Genomic DNA, 20134 nt, shown 5'->3' on the forward strand with positions numbered 1-20134 from the left:
CCATTGTCTGAACAGACCAAGACTTCACCACAGACCTCCAAGTACGACCGGCTGATCGCCGCCGCACAGGAAGCCCCCTCGGCGATCACGATCGTCGCGCATCCCTGCGACGAAACCTCGCTGCGCGGCGCACTCGAGGCCGCCGAAAGCGAACTGATCGTCCCGGTTCTGGTGGGGCCCGAAGCGAAGATCCGCAAGGTGGCGGCCGAACACGGGCTGGACCTCAAGTCGTACGAGATCGTCGATGTACCGCACAGCCATGCCGCCGCGGCGAAGGCCGTTTCTCTCATACGGGAGGGAAAGGGCGAGCTCCTTATGAAGGGCAGCCTGCACACGGATGAACTGATGCGGGAAGTGACCACATCGGCAACGGGACTGCGCACCGAGCGGCGTGTCAGCCACGTCTTCGTGATGGACGTTCCCGGTCATGCCGACACGCTGTTCATTACCGATGCGGCGATCAACATCTTCCCCGACCTCGATGCAAAGCGCGACATCGTGCAGAACGCCATCGACCTCTGGGTGACGATCGGGCTCGGCGAGCCACGTGTGGCGATCGTCTCGGCGGTCGAGACCGTCACGACCAAGATCCCCTCCACCATCGAAGCCGCGGCTCTCTGCAAGATGGCTGAACGAGGCCAGATAACCGGGGGCGTTCTCGACGGGCCTCTTGCCTTCGACAATGCGATCAGTCCGGAGGCAGCCGAGATAAAGGGGCTCAAGTCTCCCGTTGCCGGTCGAGCGCAGATCATCGTGGTTCCCGATCTCGAAGCAGGCAACATGCTGGCCAAGAACCTGACGTTTCTCGCCCATGCGGATGCAGCGGGGATCGTCCTCGGCGCGCGCGTGCCGATCGTGCTCACGTCACGGGCGGACTCGGTCCGCAGCCGCCTCGCCTCCTGTGCCGTCGCGACCCTCTATGCGGCCGCACTGCGGCGACAGACGCAAGTGGCGGCGTGATACATGGACGCAATCCTCGTCGTCAACGCCGGCTCCTCCAGCCTCAAGTTCCAGATCTTCGGGATTACCGAGACAGGTCCGGTACGCAGCATTCGCGGACAGATGGATGGCATCGGCACGCGCCCGCGCCTGGTCGCGAAAGCGGCGGACGGTGCGGTGCTGCTCGATCGGCACTATGCGCCGGAGGTCGTCCACGACCTGCCCATGGCGATTGCCGAAACCCGCACATGGCTGCAATCGCTGGGCGGCTTCGCGTTGAAGGCCATCGGCCACCGCGTCGTCCACGGCGGCCCTGACTATGCGAAGCCGACCCTGATCGACCACGAGATCCTCGACCGGCTCTCCTCCTATCAGGAACTCGCTCCCCTGCATCAGCCCAACAACCTGGCGCCCATCCGCCTTGCCATGGAAATCAATCCCGATGTCCCGCAGGTCGCCTGTTTCGATACGGCGTTCCATCGCGGCCATGCCCAGCATACGGACTGCTATGCCCTCCCCTGGGCGTTTTACGAAGCCGGCGTTCGCCGCTACGGCTTCCATGGCCTCTCCTATGAGTATATCGCCGAACGAATGGTCGAAGTGGCACCCGCGGTCGCCCGCGGACGTATCATCGTCGCCCACCTCGGCAGCGGCGCCTCGATGTGCGCGCTTCTCGAAGGACGCAGCCTTGAAACGACGATGGGGTTCACCGCACTCGACGGGCTGCCGATGGGCACACGGCCGGGCCAGATGGATCCCGGCGTCGTGCTCTATCTGATCGACCACAAAGGCATGAGCAGCGCTGAGGTCACCGACCTCCTCTATAGGTCTTCCGGCCTCAAGGGACTTTCCGGGCTCTCCAGCGACATGCGCGACCTGCTGTCCAGCGACGAACCGCATGCCGTTCTCGCCATCGATCACTTCATTCATCGCTGCGCGCTCAGCGCCGGCATGCTTGCAGCCGCGCTGGGAGGCCTGGATGCCTTCGTTTTCACAGCGGGTGTCGGAGAGAATTCCGCCCTGATCCGTGCCCGTATTGCCGAGCGGCTTCAATGGCTGGGCGCCGAACTCGATCCGGAGGCCAATGAGGCAGGCGCCACCCTGATTTCCACTCCGGCGAGCCGCGTCGCGCTTTACGTCGTGCCGACGGACGAAGAGCTGATGATCGCCCGCCACACCCTTGCACTCATAAATGCGCTATGAGGCGCCGTCTCACAGGAGAAGCATTCGATGCCCATTCCCTTCGTCGATGCAAAGCTTCTCAAGGGGCGCAGGGGCCTGGTCGTCGGGATCGCCAATGATCGTTCCATAGCCTGGGGCTGCGCGCGGGCCTTTCGCGCCTTCGGCGCCGAGCTTGCGGTGACCTATCTCAACGACAAGGCAAAGCCCCATGTCGAGCCGCTCGCCAAGGAGTTGGAAGCGCCCATCTTCATGCCGATGGACATGTCGGTTCCGGGCCAGCTCGAAGCGGTATTTGAGCGCGTAACCGAGGAGTGGGGTGGGCTCGACTTCGTTGTCCACTCGATCGCCTTTTCCCCAAAGGACACCCTTGGCGGACGCGTCGTCGATGTGCCGCTCGACGGCTTCCTGAAAACGATGGAAATCTCCTGCTGGTCCTTCATCCGCATGGCTCATCTTGCCGAACCCCTGATGAAGAATGGCGGGACGCTGTTCACCATGACCTACTACGGCTCGCAGAAGGTCGTGGAGAACTACAATGTCATGGGCGTCGCGAAGGCAGCGCTCGAAAGCGCCGTGCGCTACCTTGCCGCGGAGCTCGGCCCGAAGGGCATCCGGGTCCATGCCATCTCCCCCGGCGCACTGGCGACGCGCGCCGCCTCGGGCATTCCCGAGTTCGACGAGCTCCTCGAAAAGACGAAGCTGAAAGCGCCCGCGCGCGAGCTCGTCAGCATCGATGACGTGGGCATCGCGACCGCATTTCTTGCCCACGAATCGGCCCGCCTGATCACCGGCCAGGTGCTTTACGTCGACGGCGGCTACCACATCGTTGACTGATCAAGGATGCTCCGTCCCACCCGATGGGCTAAGCCTGACGTGACGGGAACCCTCCTCAAATCGCCCCTGGTCCGGCTGCGGCACCTACCTGCGGCGACGTGTCTCACATTCCTCGGATGAGATGGACACCGCTTCGGTGCCCCCGGGAAAAGACCTGCGTGAAAACAACGACCTGTAGCAGGCGGCGTGCCATCCCCGAAGCTCTGCGCCAAAGGTCCGCAAATGCTCAAATTTCAGCATTCCGTTGCGTAAACCGGCCCGATTTCGCAATCTAGAGGCCTTCCCACACCCCCTAAATCTAGGGGTCCAAAGTTTAGGGATGCGACACGCCTTGCCGCGTCGTCCAAACTAAGGGCTCCAGCTTCCAGGCTTGAGAGGGGCCACTCCGGGCTCCCCATGACCGCCTGAGGCAAGACAAAAAAGTAGGAGCTGGCCTTGTCCAAGTTCATTCAGAATGCCACTGGCGCATCCCTCTTTTACGGCGGCACATCCACCGCATGGTTTTCGGCGACGCGCTCCGGCCCCACGCTATACGGCACAGCCGGCAATGACTCGATCTGGGGCGACGGCGCCGTGAACGTGACGATGCGCGGCGGCACGGGCGATGACATCTACTACATCTATTCCAGCATCAATCGTGCCGAGGAATCCGCCAATTCCGGCGTCGATACGATCAACACCTGGATGAGCTACACGCTTCCCACCAACTTCGAGAACCTGACCGTCACGGGCGACGGCCGCTTCGCCTTCGGCAACAGCGCCAACAACATCATCTCGGGTGCATCCGGTAGCCAGACGATCGACGGTCGTGGGGGCAACGACGTGCTGATCGGCGGCGGCGGCGTCGACACCTTCCTCTTCACGCGCGGCAATGGCAGCGACCTCATCACCGACCTCAGCAGCAACGACACGATCCGCCTGAACGGATATGGATTGTCGTCTTTCGCGCAGGTTCTCAGCCAGTCGAAGCAGGAAGGCTCCAACGTCAGGCTGAACCTTGGCAACGGGGAGAGCCTTGTTCTCGCCAACAAGAAAATCGCCGACCTTAAGGCCGACCAGTTCGAGCTCTCCCTCGACCGCTCTGCCCTCCACAAGACATTCGGAGACGATTTCAACTCGCTCTCGCTTCGCAAGGGCAACCAGGGCACTTGGGACGCCAAGTTCTGGTGGGCGCCCGAGAAGGGCAGCACCATCGACGTCAACGGCGAACTTCAGTGGTACATCAATCCCAACTATGCGGGAACCAAGGCCGTCAATCCATTCTCCGTCCAGAACGGCGTGCTGACGATAACGGCAGAGCAGACGCCAGCGTCGATCAAGGGACAGATTGACAACTTCAAGTACACTTCGGGTCTAATCAACACCTATTCCTCGTTTTCCCAGAAGTACGGCTACTTCGAGATGCGCGCCGACATGCCCACCGAACAAGGCGCATGGCCTGCCTTCTGGCTGCTTCCCGCCGACGGCTCATGGCCGCCGGAACTGGATGTGGTCGAAATGCGGGGCCAGGATCCGAACAGCGTTCTCACGACGGTCCACACCAAGGAGACCGGCACGCGCACGATGGAGTCGACCTCCGTCAAGGTTCCAAGCACGGACGGCTTCCATACCTACGGCGTTCTCTGGGGCAAGGACGAGATCGTGTGGTTTTTCGACGACGTGGCCGTTGCACACGCGGACACGCCGTCCGACATGCACAAACCGATGTACATGCTCGCGAACCTCGCAGTCGGGGGCATGGCGGGCACGCCGACGAACGGCCTGAGCGGCGGATCGGATCTCAAGATCGACTACATTCGCGCCTATTCGGTAGACGACTGGTACATGTAAACACGTCCCGGTCACACATTTCGTGTGGCCACGGCATGGAGGGCCTGATGCACGCCTCGCAGGAGGGGAGAATCAGGCCACTATAGCGGCAACGTCTCGGTCAATTTCGGTCGGCCTGACGCCCTAATCCACGACAAAATGCACTTGGCAAAGAACCGGCTTTGTCAACCGCCTCTTCGCGGCATACGATGCGAAAGGGGAGGCATTCGTGCATCGTGGACAAGTGGGGTAGACGTGCATCACCAAGTAGCTCTCGTTGCAACGGTTGCAATAAGCTTCGTGCTTGCCGCGGTCTTCGGCTATCTCGCCGATCGTCTGCGCCTTCCCGCCCTGGTCGGCTATCTGGTCGCCGGGATTGTGATCGGGCCGTTCACCTTCGGCTACGCCGCTGACAGCGCGCTGGCCTCCCAGCTCGCCGAAATCGGCGTGATCCTGCTGATGTTCGGTGTCGGGTTGCATTTCTCGACCTCCGATCTGATGGCCGTTCGGGGCGTTGCCCTCCCGGGGGCAGTGTTTCAGATCGTTCTGGCGACATTGCTCGGCATCGGCCTCTGCCACCTGTGGGGCTGGAAGCCTGAGGCCGGACTGGTATTCGGCCTGAGCCTCTCGATCGCCAGCACGGTCGTGCTGCTGAAGGCGTTGGGTGAACGCAACCTGATCGCCTCCGCCAATGGTCGCGTGGCCATGGGCTGGCTCATCGTCGAGGACTTGGCGATGGTCCTCGCCCTCGTGCTCCTGCCCAGCATTGCAAGTCTCTCCGGAGGTGGCGCCGCTTCCGCGGCCGCGCACGGTCCGGCTGCGGGCGGAGTTTGGCAGGTAGCCATCGCAATCGCGCTGACGCTCGTCAAGGTGGGAGGTTTCGCGCTGCTCGCCGTAGCCCTTGGCCCGAGGCTTGTTCCGCAACTCCTGACGCTCGTGGCCCGCACCGGTTCGCGCGAGCTGTTCACCCTCACGGTTCTCGCAATCGCGCTTGGCATCGCGTTCGGCTCGGCAATCGTGTTCGGCGTGTCGTTTGCGCTGGGAGCTTTCTTTGCAGGCGTCGTGATGAGCGAGTCGCACCTCAGCCACAGGGCCGCGGCCGATTCCCTTCCCCTGCAGAATGCCTTTTCCGTGTTGTTTTTCGTATCGGTCGGCATGCTGTTCGACCCCTCCATCCTGATCCGCGAGCCCATCGCCGTCGTGGCCGTCCTGGCCCTCATCACCTGTGGGAAGTCGCTGATCGCGCTATGCCTCGTGCTTCTCCTGAGATACCCCCTGGGCATGGGGCTAACGGTTGCCGCCGGCCTCGGCCAGATCGGCGAGTTTTCCTTCGTGCTGGCGGGCCTCGGGATCTCTCTCGGGATTTTGCCGCAGGAAGGCTACGATCTGATCCTGGGAGGAGCCATTCTTTCGATCGCCCTCAATCCCCTCCTTTTCGAGATTGCCGAGTGGGCCAAGAAGAAGATCCGCAGCAGATGGCCCTCATCCATGCGGCTGGGCGCCACAAATCTCGCCGCCCTGCAACAAAGGCTGGAGGTCATCAATGCACGCAACGAGGAAAGGGAAGAGCGCCAGCAGTTGAAGAAGCAGCAGCTCGTCAAGACCTTCCCGCTGTTTTCCGGGATCGATGACCACGCCCTCGATCAATTGCTCCTGCTGTTTCAACCGATGTCGGCGTCGCCAGGTGACCGCATAGTCCGCGTCGGTGAGAGGGGTGACGCGATGTACTTCGTGGCATCCGGAGCCGTGGAAGTGCTCCTCGAAAAGGGCACCATACGTCTCGAGGCGGGATCCTTCTTTGGAGAAATGGCTCTCCTGACCGGGACCCCGCGCACAGCCGATGTCGTCGCCATCGACTTCTGCCAGTTGCTGAGACTGGACCGGCGTGATTTCAATATCTTCATGTCGCATCACCCGCGCCTGCGCGCCGTCGTCAGCGACATGGCGCGGGATCGCCGGCAGATGAACCGGTGATATCTGTCCGCCGGATCCGATGTCTAGGCGACGGATCTGCGTGCATTCGTTTCTTGTTCTAGATGGGATGAAGGTTCAGACAGGAGATACCCGCTTCGAGCCTTGGACGTGTTAAGGTCATCGTGTGCATGTGGAACTTGCAATTATTGCAGCCTGACATGTGGTTGCACATGGTTTGGTTTTTTGGTATTCCATAATATAGAATTCCAGACTTTTGGGGAGATTCGGTTCGATGGCCTTGTCCGATCAGGAAATGCGCGTTTCACGCCCTGCAAAAACGCTTCGCGAGCTTGCGCACGACAAGATGCGTGGTGCCATTCTCGACATGCATTTCAAGGCTGGAGAGCGTCTCGTCGAGCGCGACCTTTGCGAACAGCTCGGCGTCAGCCGGACGATTGTGCGAGAGGTCCTAAGGCACCTGGAATCCGAGGGCCTGGTCTCGATCCTGCCCAATCGGGGCCCCATCGTTGCCCAGACGACACCGGAGGAAGCCCGGCAGATCTACGAGATCCGCGGCGTCCTGGAAGGCATCGCGGCGAAGGCCTGCGCAGATAAGAAAGACCTGGTCACCGCCGAACAACTGGAAGGCGTCCTGTCTGAGATCCGCAACGCCTATGCACGCGGCGACCTTCAACGGGTGCTCGCGGAGACGAGCGAATTCTACCGTATCCTCTTTGCCGCATCAGGACGGTCCGTTGCCTGGGGCATCGTCAGCTCGATCACCGTCCGGATCAATCATCTGCGCTCCATGACCATCAAGACGCCCGGTCGAGACAAGGAAGGCCCGGCCCAGATGCAGTTGCTGATCGACGCCATTCGCGCGGGCGACGGAAAGGCTGCGCAAGATGCCGCCGTCGGACATATCAGCAGCGCTTCGGCGATTGCCGCGAAATTGCTCTCCAAGGAATAGGATGTTTCCCTTGCGGATGCGTGCCGCAGGGTCACGCCTCTGCTCTTCTTTTGCGCGTGCGACGCGGGGGTCGCCTCGCACGCTCCATCCGATTGATTTCCTCCTTTGCAAGAATACTCTAGCAGAAGACCTGTGCGGTCGCCGGGTCGAACTCGAGATGAACGCGCGAGCCACGGCCGAGCCCTGAGATCGCCGCATGGCCGAAAGGCAGGCGCACTGCGAGCGCCTCTCCGGCGGCCGTTTCAGCGGCGACATGGACATTGTTTCCAAGGAAGGTGATGTCGTTCACCATCGCGTGGAAACCTGTACCAGTGCTGCCGACACCCTGAGAGAGACGGATGCGCTCGGGCCTCAGCATGAGAGCTGCCTTGTTGCCGGGGGCTGCCTGTCCGTGCATCGGAATGCGATCGAAGACGATATCGCCGCCGAGAGAAACCGTCGCCTTTCCATCGGCGACAGACAGGAGATCGCAGGTGATGAAATCACTGTCGCCGATGAACTCGGCCACGAAGCGGGTCGCGGGGCTCGCATAGAGTTCAGGTCCGGTTCCGATCTGGTCGATCACGCCCTTCGAGAAGACGGCGATCCTGTCGGAGAGACGCAAGGCCTCCTCCTGGTCATGGGTGACGTAGAGAATAGTGACCTCGGTCTGCTGGTGGATGCGCCGGATCTCGAACTGGATTTCCTCGCGCAGCTTCTTGTCGAGTGCCGAGAGGGGTTCATCCATCAGGAGGACCGGCGGATCGTAGGCCAGCGCCCTTGCGAGCGCGACGCGCTGCTGCTGCCCGCCGGACATCTCCGCCGGCTTTCGATCCTCGAAGCCTTCCAGCCGAACGAGGCGAAGCATTTCCCTGACGCGTTCCGTGATCTCCGCCTTCGGTCGCCGGCGAACCTTGAGGGGGAAGGCAATGTTCTCTCCCACCGACAGATGCGGGAACAGCGTATAGCGCTGGAACACCATGCCGATGTTGCGCTTGTGCGAGGGCGTCGACAGCAGGCTCTCGCCGTTCAGCAGCATATCTCCCGTGGTCGGCTGCTCGAAACCGGCCAGGATATAGAGCGTCGTGCTTTTGCCGGAGCCGGACGGACCAAGGAAAGTCATGAACTCTCCGCGCTCTACGTCGAGATTGACATCGTGGACGGCGACCACCGGTCCGTACTGCTTGCGGATACCACGGATCTGGAGGAAGGGAGCGCTCATGATTTCATTCCTTTTCGCACGGCCGCGACGATAAGCATCAACAGGATGGTGACGGCGATGAGGAGCGTTGACGCCGCAGCTATCACCGGCGTCAGGTCCTGCCGCAGCGTCGACCAGATTTTGACGGGAAGGGTCTGAAGTGTCGGGCTCGCCATGAAGATGGCCAGCACGACCTCGTCCCACGAGGTGAGAAACGAAAAAATCGCCGCCGAAAACAGACCATGGCTGATCGAAGGCAGCGTAATGCGGATCTTCGCCTCGAGCGGGCTTGCGCCGCACAGCACCGCAGCATTTTCGATAGAGCGATCGAACCCTTCCAGCGCGCTGGTGAGCGCCAGAATGGAGAACGGCAGTGCGACGATCAGATGCGCGATGACGAAACCCGTCGTCGTGCCGTTGAGTCCGACCCTCAGGAAGAAGGCATAGAGCGCGACCGCAAGCACCACGACCGGCAGGATCATTGGCGTCATGAACAGCGCGCGCAGGGCATCCCGCCCCAAGAAGCGACCGCGTACGAGACCGAAGGACGCCACCAGACCGATCAGGACGGACAACACCGTCACCATCATGGCAATGCGGAAGCTGGTCCATGCCGCCTCAAGCCAGCGCGGGTCGGCGAAGAAGTCGGCATACCATTTGAGCGTCCAGCCGGGGGGCGGAAAGATAAGCCATTGCGAGGAGCCGAACGACAGCGCCGCGATAAAAAGGATCGGGAGGATCAGGAACGCGGCAGTCAGGAAGGTGACGACAAGCAGCAGCCACTTCCAGCTGCCGAGACTGTGAAAGTTCAGTAGCATATCAGCGCCCCCCTGCCCCGGCCGTGCCGAAGAGTTTGAGCTGGATTGCGTAGAGCGTCAGGGTGACGACAAGCAGCACCAATGCCGCGGCGCCGCCCATTCCCCAGTTGACCAGCGATTGCACGAACTGGGCGATCAGTTCGGCCAGCATCATGTTTGCGGTCCCGCCAAGAAGCGCAGGCGTAACGAAGTAGCCGAGCGACATGACGAAGACCATGAGCGCGCCCGAAATCATGCCCGGCGCGGCGAGCGGAATGAGAATGCGGGTCAGCGCCTGCCACCGCGTCGCGCCGCAGAGGGCCGCCGCCTGCAGAATTGCCGGATCGATCTTCCGGATCACGCCGTAGAGCGGGATGATGATAAACGGCAGCATGATGTAGGTCATGCCGATGGTCACTCCGGTCAGGTTGTTGACCAGCGGCAGCGGCTTGTCGATCAGGCCCAAGGCGATCAACGTCTTGTTGATCAGACCGGTTCGCTGCAGGAGAACCATCCAGGCATAGGTGCGGGCAAGAAGGTTCGTCCACATGGACAGAAGCAGGATGGCGAAGACGATGGAGGCGAGACGCGACGGCATGATCGCAAGCGTCCAGGCGACCGGGAAGCCGATTGCGAGCGAAACGATCGTGACCACGCCCGAGACGACGAAGGTGTTGAAGAAGATCTTCAGATAGGTCGCGCTGCCGAGAAGTTCGGCATAGTTGCCGAGCCCGAAGACGGGTTCCGTCACGCTTCGCACCAGGAGCGCCAGAACGGGCAGCACGAAGAACACGATGATCAGCAACAGCGCCGGCAGGGTCAGGCCGAAGTTTCCCAGCCGCAACAGCGGGCGACGCCTACCTCGGGTATAGGATGCAGTGTCGGTCAGCGAAACCATGCCGGCCCCCTTTCGTATCGACTGTGCAGGGATGGTGCGCGGGGCCGGTCCGGCACCCGCGCCGCCCGGTTACTTTGCCTGCCAGGCGTACCAGCGCTCGCCGATTTCATCCCGATGCTCGGCCCAGTAGCTCATGTCGGCATTGATCTGGGAAGCGGTCTGCTGGTCGGGCAACGTCTTGGCGAGCTCGGGGTCCATCAGCTTGGAGGAGTCGACGTTCGTCGGGGCATAGCCTGTACCCTTGGCCATCTCGGCCTGTGCCTCGGGCGATGTCGCGAACGCGATGAACTTCATCGCCGTATCCTTGTTCTTCGCGCCCTTGGGCACGACGAGGACGTCCGCAGCGGTGATGTTCTGTTCCCAGGATGTCTCGACGGTGACACCGGATTCCGCCAGTGCCGTCAGACGTCCGTTCCAGAAGGAGCCGAATGGCGCCTCGGCGGAGGCCAACAGTTGCTGGGACTGTGCGCCCGCGGACCACCAGATGATGTCCGACTTGATGGTATCGAGCTTTTTGAAAGCCCGGTCGAGATCGAGCGGATAGAGCTTGTCCGGCGCCACACCATCGGCAAGCAAGGCGGCCTCGATTACCCCCGGCGCCGACCATTTGTAGAAGGTGCGCTTGCCCGGGAACTTCGCCGTGTCGAAGAGATCGGCCCATGTCTTGGGGCAGGCGTCGACGACATCCTTGTTGCAGCCGATGACGAACGAATAGTAGAAGCTGCCGACAGAATAGTCGGTCACGAAGCGCGGATCGAGCTTGGTCTTGTCGATCACCGAGAAATCAAGCTTTTCGAGCAGTCCGTTGTTGCCGGCCTGGACGGCATAGTCGCCTTCCACGTCTATGACATCCCATGTCACCCCGCCGGCTTCCACCATGGCTTTGATCTTACCGTAGTCGGTAGGACCATCCTGGATGATGTTGACGCCTTCCTGGCTACTGAACTTGTCCGCCCAGGCGGCCTTCTGGACATCCTGCGTGGTGCCGCCCCAGCTCGTGAAAACCATGTCAGCAGCGCTGGCCTGGCTTCCCACGCCAACGAGTGCTGCAATCGTCGCGATCGTGAATAGCTTGCTCATGTTCCCATGCTCCATTTTTGGCTTACTGTTCTTGCAGTCTTGCAGTGGAGTGCGGTCTCCCTTTCGGGAAGGCCGCGGAGGGCTGCCCCTCGATAAGAACGGCGCATTCTCAGGCGGGTCGAGTTCCTCCCGCGGGTGAGAAGGGTGCCGGTTTCATGATCTTGTTTTCGGCGGTTTCGATGATGTCCCGGATCTTCGGCAGAAACGCCTGCCAGGACGGATCGGCTGCGAGGCGCTGACGGCGTGCATCCCGGTCGTCGAGACTGGAGAAGGCCCATATGTGGACGATCTCGTTGATGGGGCCGATTTCGGAAGAGAAATAGCCGACGAGTTCGCCGAGATGGCTCTTCTGTATGGCTATTCCCTCCTCCTCGACCACCTTGAGGTAGGCGGGAATGGCGCCATTCTTCAGCCGGTAGGTACGGATCTCGTAGAACATCGGCCTCACCGCATCACGAAGGGATCGGGAATGGGGTCGTCCGACGTCCTCAACCAGACGGTTTTCGTACGCGTGTAGTCGAGCGCGGCAGCAAGACCTCCCTCTCGGCCATCACCGGACAACCCGAATCCGCCGAAGGGCGCGATCGGAGAAACGGCGCGATAGGTGTTGACCCAGACGATGCCGGCGCGGATGGTCTTCATCAGGCGATGGGCCCGCGTGAGGTTTTGCGTGAAGACACCGGAAGCAAGGCCATAGACGGTGTCGTTGGCGAGCGCGATCGCTTCGGCCTCGGTTTCGAAAGAGACGACCGAGAGGACGGGACCGAAGAATTCCTTCTCCATGGATGGCGAGCGGATGCCGTCGCAATCGAGGATCGTCGGGCGATAGAAGAAACCTTCGCCTTCGACGCTATTGCCACCCGTGACGATCCGGGCCCCCTTCTCGACCGAGGCCGAGACGAGCGACGCGATGTGCTTGCGCTGGCGGTCAGTTGCGAGCGGTCCGACTTCCGTCGCCATGTCGAGCGGGGAGCCGATGCGGATCGCTTCCGCCTTTGCCTTGAGGATCGCGAGAAAGCGATCCTTCACGGTTCTTTCAATGATCAGGCGGGAGCCGGCGACACAACTCTGACCGGTCGCCGCGAAGATGCCGGCGACCTGGGCATTGGCGGCGCTCTCGAGATCGGCATCGGCAAAGACCAGGATCGGTGACTTTCCGCCTAGCTCCAGCGACGTGGAGGCAAGGTTCTCTGCAGAATTGCGCACGATATGACGAGCGGTTTCCGGGCCACCCGTGAAAGCGATATGGGCCACCTTCGGATGCGTGGTGAGCGCCGTGCCGCAGGACGCGCCAAAGCCGGTGACGACATTGACGACACCTGGCGGAAAGCCCGCCTCGTGCACCAGCCGTGCAAACTCGAGAAGCGGTGCCGGGCCGTCCTCCGACGCCTTGACGACGATGGTGCAGCCGGCGGCAAGCGCCGGGCCGATCTTGACTGCGGCCAGGAAGAGCTGGCTGTTCCAAGGCACGATGGCCGCGACAACACCCACCGGTTCGCGCCTGAGCCATACCTCCATGTCCGGCTTGTCGATCGGCAGGTAGGCCCCCTCGATCTTGTCTGCAAGCCCGGCATAGTAGCGGTAGTAGTCGGCGACGTAGGCGATCTGCGCCGACGTTTCCCGAATGATCTTGCCGGTATCGCGCGTTTCCAGTTCGGCCAGCGTTCCGGCGTTTTCCGCGACGAGCTCGGCGAGCCTGTAGAGCAACTTGCCGCGTTGGGTGGCCGTCAGCTTCGACCACACGGTATCCACGTAGAGCGCCCGGTGCGCGGCTTCGACGGCGCGGGCGACATCCGCCTCACCGCTTTCCGGCATCTCGGCCCAGGGAGCGCCCGTCGCCGGGTCGAGACTGGCAAAACGCGCCTCGCCGTCCTCAAATCGCCCGTCGATATAGCACTGGAAGCGACGCATCGTTTCTACTCCGAAAATGCCGGCATGACGTCGGCAATGAAGCGCTCGAGGGAGGCCTTCTTCCGCTCGAAGCTCATGCCCGTGTCGATCCAGAACGAATACTCGTCATAGCCCATGGCCTCGTAAGTCTTGAGGCGTTGGATGACCTCGCTCGCGTTGCCGACGACGTTGTTCCGGCGCATGACCTCGTCCGAAAGCATCGCGTTTGCAGCAATGTCGGCCTCCGGTATTCGTTCGATCAGCCCTTGCCGGATCGGCTTCTCGTTCTTGAACCAGGCAAAGAAGTAGTTGTAGTAGACGCTCATCTCGTGGGCGGCCTGTTCGATGTCGACCTCGTCGGATCCCACATAGGTATGGCGCAGGAGCATGATCTTCGGCCGCGCCTTGTCCGGATTCCTGGTGCAGGCATCGTTGAAGCGCCCCATCAGGGTCTCGACCTCGTCGTCGCCCTGCCAGAGTGGCGTCACTTGCACGTTGCAGTCGTTGGCGACGGCGAAGTCGTGGGAGTTCGGGTCTCTCGCCGCGACCCAGATGGGCGGATGAGGCTGCTGCAGAGGCTTCGGCGCTGAAGTGGTAGAGGGAAACTTGAAGAACTCTCCATCGTGGGCATAGTCGCCTGCCCAAACGCCCTTGACCGCGGGGATCAATTCGCGCATCCGCTGCCCCGCGCCCCAGGCGTCGAGCCCCGGCAGAAGCCGCTCGTACTCAAAGGAGTAAGCGCCGCGTGCGATGCCGATATCGAGACGGCCATCGCAAATGAGGTCGGTCATCGCCGCTTCGCCGGCCAACTTGATCGGGTGCCAGAACGGCGCGATCACCGTACCGGTCCCCAGCCGCGCCGTCTTGGTCCGGCGGGCCAGATCGGCGATCGTCACGAACGGGTTCGGCGCGATGGTGAAATCCATGCCGTGATGCTCACCTGTCCAGATGGCATGCATTCCGCCCCTGTCCGCGATTTCGCACAGTGTGACGAACTCCTCATAGAGCGTCTTGTGATCCTGCGACGCGTCTAGGCGCTCCATGTGGACAAAGAGAGAGAATTTCATGCGCTGGCCCCCTTCTTGGCAATGGGATGAACCTTGCCGGCTGTCTCATTGCCGAAATACACACCGAAGTTGCCGATCGAGCTCTCCAGTGCGAAGCGATTGACGATGTCGGCGGTCGCGCTGGTGTCGAACGACGCGTTGGCGATCTCCGCCCGGTCCAGGAACCGTCCGTTCAGCGGTTCTCCCTCTCCGGCGAGCGCATGATAGACGACATGCTGGCGGCCATCGCTCTTGCCCTCGTAGACAGAATAAAGGAAGCCGATGCTCGCGGTGAGCCCGGTGAGTTCCTCCAGATAGGCAGAAAGCGTCTTTGCGGGGTCGCCACCTTCGAGGGCGCAGCCCGGAAGAGAAAAGGTCTGATCGCCGAGCAAGAACACCGATCCATGCCTTTCGAGGACTGCCCCGAGGCGGATTTCACCTTCTGCCGCCGCCGATACGGCCTTCCCGGCAAGAGTCGGTGTGAAATAGCCCCCTCGGGCGTATCCGAGACCATTGAGCCCGCTGTTTTCGAAGGCTCCGATCCGTCCCAAGAGGATCACATGATCCCCAGCATCGATTACCTCCTCCATGGTGCACTCGAACCACGCGGCGACATCGGAGAAGACTGGGGAGCCACCGGGCGCGGCTCTCCAATTGACCGCTGCAAACCGGTCCTCGACCGGTCGGGCGAAGGTGTTCGACACGTCCTTCTGCAGTTCGGAGAGAATGTTGACGGCAAATCGCGGGGTACTCGTCATGATCGCGAAATTGCGGGACGTCCGCGCCAGGCAAACGAGGAGCAGCGGCGGATCGAGCGAAACCGAAGTGAAGGAGTTTGCCGTGAACCCGATCGGTTTTCCGGCTTCGTCTCGGGCGGTCACGACCGTGACACCGGTCGCAAAGGCACCGAAGGCATCGCGCAGGGCGCGGGGATCGATAGCTTCAGTCATTCCGGCTTCTCCTCCGTTGCCAGCCACTCCGCCATCAACGCATTGACGATCTGCGGGGCGGTAAGATTGACCATATGGCGATGGCCATCGACGATGCGGACCCAGCCATTCGGCGCAAGGTCTGCCATCTGCTCCGCCATCGACGGTGTCGAATTGGGATCGTCGGCACCGGTCAGGAAGAGCGCCGGGCATTCCACCTCAGGCCAGCGGGCGGCATAGGTCGCATCACCACCGGCAAAGGCCGCATAGGCAATCGCATATCCCTCCGGATCGACCATTTCCAGCCAGCCTCGCGTCAGCTGACGGGCAATGTCGCTTTGCGGATCGTCTCCGAACCAGCGAAGGAGCGGCCCTTCCCGATCCACGCCAGTGGTGCGGATCGCCGCCGCCCGGGCCAACACGGCTGCCTTTGCCTCCGAATCACGACAGTATACGCCGTTGAGATAGGCAACCCGGGCGACGCGCCTCCCGAAAGTTGCCGCTGCACCGCCGGCAATCAGCGCACCCATGGAATGACCGGCGACATTCGCCCTAGCGAGACCGATGTCATCGAGAAACCCGCCGAACCACCCGACGAACGCTTCCAGGTCTGCACCTCTGTGCAGCTTGTCACTCTCGCCATGCCCCGGCATGTCGACGGCGATCACGCGATGGGTTTTCGCGAACACGTCTATCTGCGGTGCCCATGCTTCCAGCCGCATGCCTACGCCGTGGATCAGCACGAGCGGCTCGCCGCTTCCCGCTTCGTGGTAAGCGGCGCCACCGGAAGTTCTCAAGCGTTCAAATGCGCCGTCTGACGCTTGCTCGCTGGCGTCCGAAGATGTCGTACCGACCGTGAACATCGAACCGCGCCTCTCTTTAGATGCCTGCGGGATTCGAGACGTTCTGGCCGAGATCCTTCAGATCCTGATACCGGTCGCCAATGCGATGGTGCGGACGGCCGCCGACTGAAGCGCCAAGTGCGACGACTATCTCGTCTGCAGCCGGGGCATCAGGAATAGCCGTCTGGATGGTCAGGTAGTGCGATCGGCGCCCCTCGTCGTTCTTGTCCATCAGCGGGATCATGATCGGTGCGTTTGCCGGACCCCTCGTATTGCAGAAGGCAAGATAGGACTTGGCACCCACCGCATTTCTATAGTGATTGCCGAAGCGCAGCGTATGGATGAGCGCGGAGGCATGTTCGATCTCGCCGCTGAGGCCAACGACGGCCGCCTTGCCATAGGCTTCCACAGCCTCGCCCGAGCCGACCGCGTCGATGATCATGCCGGTCAGAAGCTCGCCAAGCACCGGCGCCGCCGCATGTATTTCCGGCTTGAGGTCCTCGATGAAGCCGCGACCCGCCCAGGGGTTCTTCACGACGGCAAAGGCCGAATAGAGCTTCAGTGGCGTCGGAGCCGCCTTCCCGCCCTCGATCAGCGTCGTTTCGATCTGCAACAGCGTCTTGCGGATTTCGATGGTCATCTCACACCTCAATTTCATGTTAGGTATGATGGTATGCCATAATATTAAACTGTCAAGAACCTTTCTTCAATCACTTGAGCCAAGGGTTCCTCAAATTACGTTTGTTACTTCTTTTCAATTTGTTACGTCTGGCTTCTGAGATGCCCACGTGCTACGTTCATTCAAAAGATCAATATATTACTGAATATGGCATGCCATCATATCGCCTTCAAACCGATGTCAAGGTGAACAACCGCGGCCCGAGTCGAGAGCCCTCACAGTTGGCTCGCCTCGTCTTGCACGGGTTAACCTGGATGCTGGAAGGGACAATGGGGCGTGCGCCGGCCCACGTTCGCGTGGGAGAGACGACATAGACCACGAGGCTAGACCTTGCACGCCGACGGGCGCACCCCATGCTGCAACCACGCTGCCGTGCTATAGTCCGCCGCCCCAGACACTCCATGGTCCGTGATCCATGTCGCCGCCAGTCCACGATCTATCCCGTTTCCACGACGCACAGGCGCACGTCTTCCAACAGGCGCTGAGCGAACTGCAGGCCGGGCGCAAGCAAACGCACTGGATGTGGTTTGTATTTCCGCAGATGGCCGGCCTCGGCCTGTCGCCGACGGCGCAGCACTACGCCATTCGCTCCGCCGGCGAAGCCAGGGCCTACCTGGAGGACCCCGAGCTCGGGCGAAGGCTTGAACAATGCATCCTGGCCATGCTTTCGATACCCGAGAAGTCGGCGTACGAAATCCTTGGATCGCCGGACGACCGAAAGCTCAGATCCTCGCTCACACTCTTTGCCTCAGTGGCCGATGATCCCAGCCTGTTCCTGAAAGCCCTTTCGCGCTTCTACGAAGGGAAGCCGGATCCAAGGACGCTGGCAATCCTCGAAGGCGAGACAGGCAACCCGTGAGAACGGGATCCTGCGCGAACATGCAGCCCTGATGGAGCGCCAACGGTGAGGTCGGTCCCGCCCGGCGCTTCCTTGCGGCTGCCGAGCCTTTTCGCGCAGCCACTCCGGAATATCAGATCGTCCCGGACGCCGATCCACCCGATCGATACCAATTGCGTACGGGCGGGACAAATCCGTCGTCCGACAGCCGAAGCAAAAGATCCGAAAGCCTGCCGGCGCCGTATGAAGGTCAACACGATGAAGGAAACGAAGCCTTCGCCTTGGCAGGCACGGCGAGGATCACCATGCCCATGTTCGTCGCAGTTCTGATCTCCCTATTCGCCTGCACGACAGCGCACGCGAATGGACAACGCTTTTCGGAAACGGACATCCGCGAAAGGATCGTCGGAAAACGGATCTATCTCGCGGCGCCATTCGGCGGCGAGTTTCCTCTCAACTATCGCTCCGGCGGGACCGTTGACGGTTCGGGCGAGGCACTCGGGCTCGGTCGGTTCGCAAAGCCAAGGGACTCCGGCACGTGGTGGATCAAGGGCGACCGGCTCTGCCAGAAATTCCGGACATGGTACCGGGGCAAACCCATGTGCTTCGAACTCTACCCGATCGGTTCCACGCGCCTCCGATGGCTGCGCAACGACGGAAAGACGGGAACGGCGCGCATTGGCCCCTCGCTATGAACGCAACCGGCCGATGAGCGTCGGCGGGCCCCGGGCGTCCGCTCGACGCGCTCCCTTGCGTCGCACGGCAAGGCAGATCTATCGGCAATGACCGGCCTGAACGGATGATGTGTCGGGCGCGCCAGTGGCCCCGGCCTCTTTCATCCGGCGAGCATCGGAGGAAGAGAAATGCGAATTCTCGCAACCATTTTTGCGGCACTCATCTTGGCCGGATCGATGCCATCAATTTCGCGGGCTGAGGCCGCCAGCGAGCTCAGGCTTGAGGAACAGTTCGCCGGCAGAACCATCGCCCGCGGCCACTTCCGGGCGATCAACGGCGTAAAGCGCGACTTCACGGTGACGCTCCACGGCAAGTGGGACGGCAAAACGCTCGCCCTCAGGGAAGATTTCGTGTTCGACGACGGCGAGCGCGACCGCAAGACATGGCGCTTCGTGAGGACCGGCCCGGGAAGATATACTGGCACTCGCGAAGACGTTGTCGGCCAGACTCACGTCCGCATCGATGCCAACGTCGCCCGCTTCAGCTACCTCGTCTATCTCGATCCCGGAGAGAGGAAGAACAAGGTCCGTTTCCATGACACCATGACCCTGAATTCGGACGGCACGGTGCTCAATACAGCCTGGATCACTAAGATCGGTTTGCCCGTTGCCTGGACCCGTGTCGAATTCAGGCGTCCATGAGGCGCATGCAAATACAGATCAGCACCATATGCGATTGGCGTGCCGGACTGGCATCGCCGCATCACACGCCCCTTCCCCACTGAACCGTCGCCACCACGCCTTCGTATCGCAATGGTGACAACAGCAACGGTGAGATCGCTCGTGAACAGTTCCGAACATTCGTCTGCGAAAAGCGACCGAAACAGGATCGCCTGGATAACGGGAGCAAGCTCCGGCATCGGCCGCGCGCTGGCAATCCGTCTGGCGCGCGACGGATGGACAATCGCGGCCAGCGCCCGCACCGGGTCGGCGCTGGAGATGCTCGTCGCGGAAATGCCAGGCAACATCAGAGCCTTTCCGCTGGACGTTGGGGACCGCGGAGCGGTGCACGCAACGCTCTCCGCGATAGAGGGCGAACTCGGAGAAGTCACGCTCGCCGTCTTCGCAGCCGGCACATACAAGCGTGAGACCGCGATGACTTTCGAAGCCCAAGTCATCCGCGAGATGGTCGAACTGAACATCATGGGCACCGTGAATTGCCTGGAGGCGATCGTTCGACGCATGACCTCGCGCCGATGCGGCCACATCGCGGTGATGGCTTCCGTCTCTGGCTACACGGGGCTTCCGGGCGCTGCCGGCTATGGTGCGACAAAGGCTGCGCTCATCAACATGTGCCAGGCGCTTTATCCGCAACTGAAGGCCCGCGGTGTCCGGCTCAGCGTGATCAACCCGGGCTTTGTCGATACGCCGCTGACGCGGAAAAACGACTTCCCCATGCCGTTCCTCATTTCGGCAACCCAGGCCGCCGACCATATCGCCAGGAGGCTGCGCGGCGGCAGGTTCGAGATCGTGTTTCCCTGGCGAATGAAGGTCGCGATGAAGCTCCTGCGAGCGCTTCCCGACCGCGTGCGCTTCGCCATTACCGCCCGCATGATGCGCGAGGGCGAATGAG

Annotated in this window: 20 protein-coding genes; 10 read left to right on the forward strand and 10 right to left on the reverse strand. The window is 61.7% G+C overall.

Translation table 11 applies throughout. The annotated features are described in order from the left end of the window. Positions 1 to 3 precede the first annotated feature (3 nt). The 6 genes from F3Y30_RS23840 to F3Y30_RS23865 all read left to right on the forward strand — a co-directional run bounded on the left by F3Y30_RS23840 (position 4) and on the right by F3Y30_RS23865 (position 7648). Entirely contained in the window at positions 4 to 960 is a 957-nt protein-coding gene (locus tag F3Y30_RS23840; RefSeq protein WP_203426769.1) for a phosphate acetyltransferase, read from the forward strand. 3 nt (positions 961 to 963) lie between these two features. Further along, entirely contained in the window at positions 964 to 2142 is a 1179-nt protein-coding gene (locus F3Y30_RS23845; protein ID WP_203426770.1) for an acetate/propionate family kinase, read from the forward strand. A gap of 27 nt (positions 2143 to 2169) precedes the next feature. After that, positions 2170 to 2955: an enoyl-ACP reductase FabI gene (gene fabI / locus F3Y30_RS23850; RefSeq protein WP_203426771.1), complete on the forward strand. Its 786-nt coding sequence runs from the start codon at positions 2170 to 2172 to the stop codon at positions 2953 to 2955. Between the two features lie 435 nt (positions 2956 to 3390). Then, positions 3391 to 4785: a family 16 glycosylhydrolase gene (locus tag F3Y30_RS23855; RefSeq protein ID WP_203426772.1), complete on the forward strand. Its 1395-nt coding sequence runs from the start codon at positions 3391 to 3393 to the stop codon at positions 4783 to 4785. 234 nt (positions 4786 to 5019) lie between these two features. Beyond that, the gene (locus F3Y30_RS23860; RefSeq protein WP_203426773.1) at positions 5020 to 6738 is read left to right on the forward strand and encodes a cation:proton antiporter; all 1719 of its coding nucleotides are present in this window, start codon (positions 5020 to 5022) and stop codon (positions 6736 to 6738) included. A 232-nt stretch (positions 6739 to 6970) separates the two neighbouring features. Then, positions 6971 to 7648 carry a GntR family transcriptional regulator gene (locus tag F3Y30_RS23865; protein ID WP_203426774.1) on the forward strand — a complete coding sequence of 226 codons (678 nt, stop codon included), beginning with the start codon at positions 6971 to 6973 and terminating at the stop codon, positions 7646 to 7648. A gap of 118 nt (positions 7649 to 7766) precedes the next feature. On the opposite strand, the gene F3Y30_RS23870 is transcribed toward F3Y30_RS23865, so the two are convergent. The 10 genes from F3Y30_RS23870 to F3Y30_RS23915 all read right to left on the reverse strand — a co-directional run bounded on the left by F3Y30_RS23870 (position 7767) and on the right by F3Y30_RS23915 (position 16950). Then, entirely contained in the window at positions 7767 to 8849 is a 1083-nt protein-coding gene (locus tag F3Y30_RS23870; RefSeq protein WP_203426775.1) for an ABC transporter ATP-binding protein, read from the reverse strand. Then, on the reverse strand, positions 8846 to 9646 hold the full coding sequence (locus F3Y30_RS23875; protein WP_203426776.1) for an ABC transporter permease: 801 nt from the start codon (positions 9644 to 9646) through the stop codon (positions 8846 to 8848). The genes F3Y30_RS23870 and F3Y30_RS23875 overlap by 4 nt, the downstream gene beginning before the upstream one ends. A 1-nt stretch (position 9647) precedes the next feature. Next, positions 9648 to 10523: an ABC transporter permease gene (locus F3Y30_RS23880; protein ID WP_203426777.1), complete on the reverse strand. Its 876-nt coding sequence runs from the start codon at positions 10521 to 10523 to the stop codon at positions 9648 to 9650. A gap of 69 nt (positions 10524 to 10592) precedes the next feature. After that, positions 10593 to 11603: an ABC transporter substrate-binding protein gene (locus tag F3Y30_RS23885; RefSeq protein ID WP_203426778.1), complete on the reverse strand. Its 1011-nt coding sequence runs from the start codon at positions 11601 to 11603 to the stop codon at positions 10593 to 10595. A 109-nt stretch (positions 11604 to 11712) separates the two neighbouring features. Then, positions 11713 to 12042, reverse strand: a complete 330-nt coding sequence (locus tag F3Y30_RS23890; RefSeq protein ID WP_203426779.1) for an NIPSNAP family protein — start codon at positions 12040 to 12042, stop codon at positions 11713 to 11715. Positions 12043 to 12047: 5 nt separating this feature from the next. Then, positions 12048 to 13514 (reverse strand): aldehyde dehydrogenase, encoded by a 1467-nt coding sequence (locus F3Y30_RS23895; protein WP_203426780.1) that lies wholly within the window; start codon positions 13512 to 13514, stop codon positions 12048 to 12050. A gap of 5 nt (positions 13515 to 13519) precedes the next feature. Next, positions 13520 to 14560 (reverse strand): LLM class flavin-dependent oxidoreductase, encoded by a 1041-nt coding sequence (locus tag F3Y30_RS23900; RefSeq protein WP_203426781.1) that lies wholly within the window; start codon positions 14558 to 14560, stop codon positions 13520 to 13522. Next, positions 14557 to 15489 carry a flavin reductase family protein gene (locus tag F3Y30_RS23905; RefSeq protein WP_203426782.1) on the reverse strand — a complete coding sequence of 311 codons (933 nt, stop codon included), beginning with the start codon at positions 15487 to 15489 and terminating at the stop codon, positions 14557 to 14559. The genes F3Y30_RS23900 and F3Y30_RS23905 overlap by 4 nt, the downstream gene beginning before the upstream one ends. Further along, positions 15486 to 16331, reverse strand: a complete 846-nt coding sequence (locus F3Y30_RS23910) for an alpha/beta fold hydrolase (RefSeq protein ID WP_203426783.1) — start codon at positions 16329 to 16331, stop codon at positions 15486 to 15488. Before F3Y30_RS23910 ends, F3Y30_RS23905 begins: the two co-directional genes overlap by 4 nt. A 16-nt stretch (positions 16332 to 16347) precedes the next feature. Then, positions 16348 to 16950, reverse strand: a complete 603-nt coding sequence (locus F3Y30_RS23915; RefSeq protein ID WP_203426784.1) for an amino acid synthesis family protein — start codon at positions 16948 to 16950, stop codon at positions 16348 to 16350. Between the two features lie 454 nt (positions 16951 to 17404). Here F3Y30_RS23915 and F3Y30_RS23920 point away from each other — a divergent pair, with 454 nt between their 5' ends. The 4 genes from F3Y30_RS23920 (at position 17405) to F3Y30_RS23935 (ending at position 20133) form a co-directional block, all read left to right on the forward strand. Then, positions 17405 to 17848 carry a DUF1810 domain-containing protein gene (locus F3Y30_RS23920; RefSeq protein ID WP_203426785.1) on the forward strand — a complete coding sequence of 148 codons (444 nt, stop codon included), beginning with the start codon at positions 17405 to 17407 and terminating at the stop codon, positions 17846 to 17848. 290 nt (positions 17849 to 18138) lie between these two features. Then, on the forward strand, positions 18139 to 18522 hold the full coding sequence (locus F3Y30_RS23925; RefSeq protein WP_246753014.1) for a hypothetical protein: 384 nt from the start codon (positions 18139 to 18141) through the stop codon (positions 18520 to 18522). A gap of 168 nt (positions 18523 to 18690) precedes the next feature. After that, positions 18691 to 19203 (forward strand): DUF3833 family protein, encoded by a 513-nt coding sequence (locus F3Y30_RS23930; protein ID WP_203426787.1) that lies wholly within the window; start codon positions 18691 to 18693, stop codon positions 19201 to 19203. A 141-nt stretch (positions 19204 to 19344) separates the two neighbouring features. Continuing rightward, entirely contained in the window at positions 19345 to 20133 is a 789-nt protein-coding gene (locus F3Y30_RS23935; protein ID WP_246753015.1) for an SDR family NAD(P)-dependent oxidoreductase, read from the forward strand. Position 20134 lies beyond the last annotated feature (1 nt).

It is taken from the genome of Sinorhizobium sp. BG8 (assembly GCF_016864555.1).
GTDB lineage: Bacteria > Pseudomonadota > Alphaproteobacteria > Rhizobiales > Rhizobiaceae > BG8.

Bases quoted from the DNA above. Each gene is read 5' to 3' on its own strand.
- fabI (WP_203426771.1), top strand. From the start codon at position 2,170: ATGCCCATTCCCTTCGTCGATGCAAAGCTTCTCAAGGGGCGCAGGGGC.
- F3Y30_RS23845 (WP_203426770.1), top strand. From the start codon at position 964: ATGGACGCAATCCTCGTCGTCAACGCCGGCTCCTCCAGCCTCAAGTTC.
- F3Y30_RS23875 (WP_203426776.1), bottom strand. From the start codon at position 9,646: ATGCTACTGAACTTTCACAGTCTCGGCAGCTGGAAGTGGCTGCTGCTT.
- F3Y30_RS23865 (WP_203426774.1), top strand. From the start codon at position 6,971: ATGGCCTTGTCCGATCAGGAAATGCGCGTTTCACGCCCTGCAAAAACG.
- F3Y30_RS23930 (WP_203426787.1), top strand. From the start codon at position 18,691: ATGCGAATTCTCGCAACCATTTTTGCGGCACTCATCTTGGCCGGATCG.
- F3Y30_RS23910 (WP_203426783.1), bottom strand. From the start codon at position 16,331: ATGTTCACGGTCGGTACGACATCTTCGGACGCCAGCGAGCAAGCGTCA.
- F3Y30_RS23895 (WP_203426780.1), bottom strand. From the start codon at position 13,514: ATGCGTCGCTTCCAGTGCTATATCGACGGGCGATTTGAGGACGGCGAG.
- F3Y30_RS23915 (WP_203426784.1), bottom strand. From the start codon at position 16,950: ATGACCATCGAAATCCGCAAGACGCTGTTGCAGATCGAAACGACGCTG.
- F3Y30_RS23880 (WP_203426777.1), bottom strand. From the start codon at position 10,523: ATGGTTTCGCTGACCGACACTGCATCCTATACCCGAGGTAGGCGTCGC.
- F3Y30_RS23885 (WP_203426778.1), bottom strand. From the start codon at position 11,603: ATGAGCAAGCTATTCACGATCGCGACGATTGCAGCACTCGTTGGCGTG.
- F3Y30_RS23920 (WP_203426785.1), top strand. From the start codon at position 17,405: ATGTCGCCGCCAGTCCACGATCTATCCCGTTTCCACGACGCACAGGCG.
- F3Y30_RS23925 (WP_246753014.1), top strand. From the start codon at position 18,139: ATGTTCGTCGCAGTTCTGATCTCCCTATTCGCCTGCACGACAGCGCAC.
- F3Y30_RS23905 (WP_203426782.1), bottom strand. From the start codon at position 15,489: ATGACTGAAGCTATCGATCCCCGCGCCCTGCGCGATGCCTTCGGTGCC.
- F3Y30_RS23870 (WP_203426775.1), bottom strand. From the start codon at position 8,849: ATGAGCGCTCCCTTCCTCCAGATCCGTGGTATCCGCAAGCAGTACGGA.
- F3Y30_RS23890 (WP_203426779.1), bottom strand. From the start codon at position 12,042: ATGTTCTACGAGATCCGTACCTACCGGCTGAAGAATGGCGCCATTCCC.
- F3Y30_RS23900 (WP_203426781.1), bottom strand. From the start codon at position 14,560: ATGAAATTCTCTCTCTTTGTCCACATGGAGCGCCTAGACGCGTCGCAG.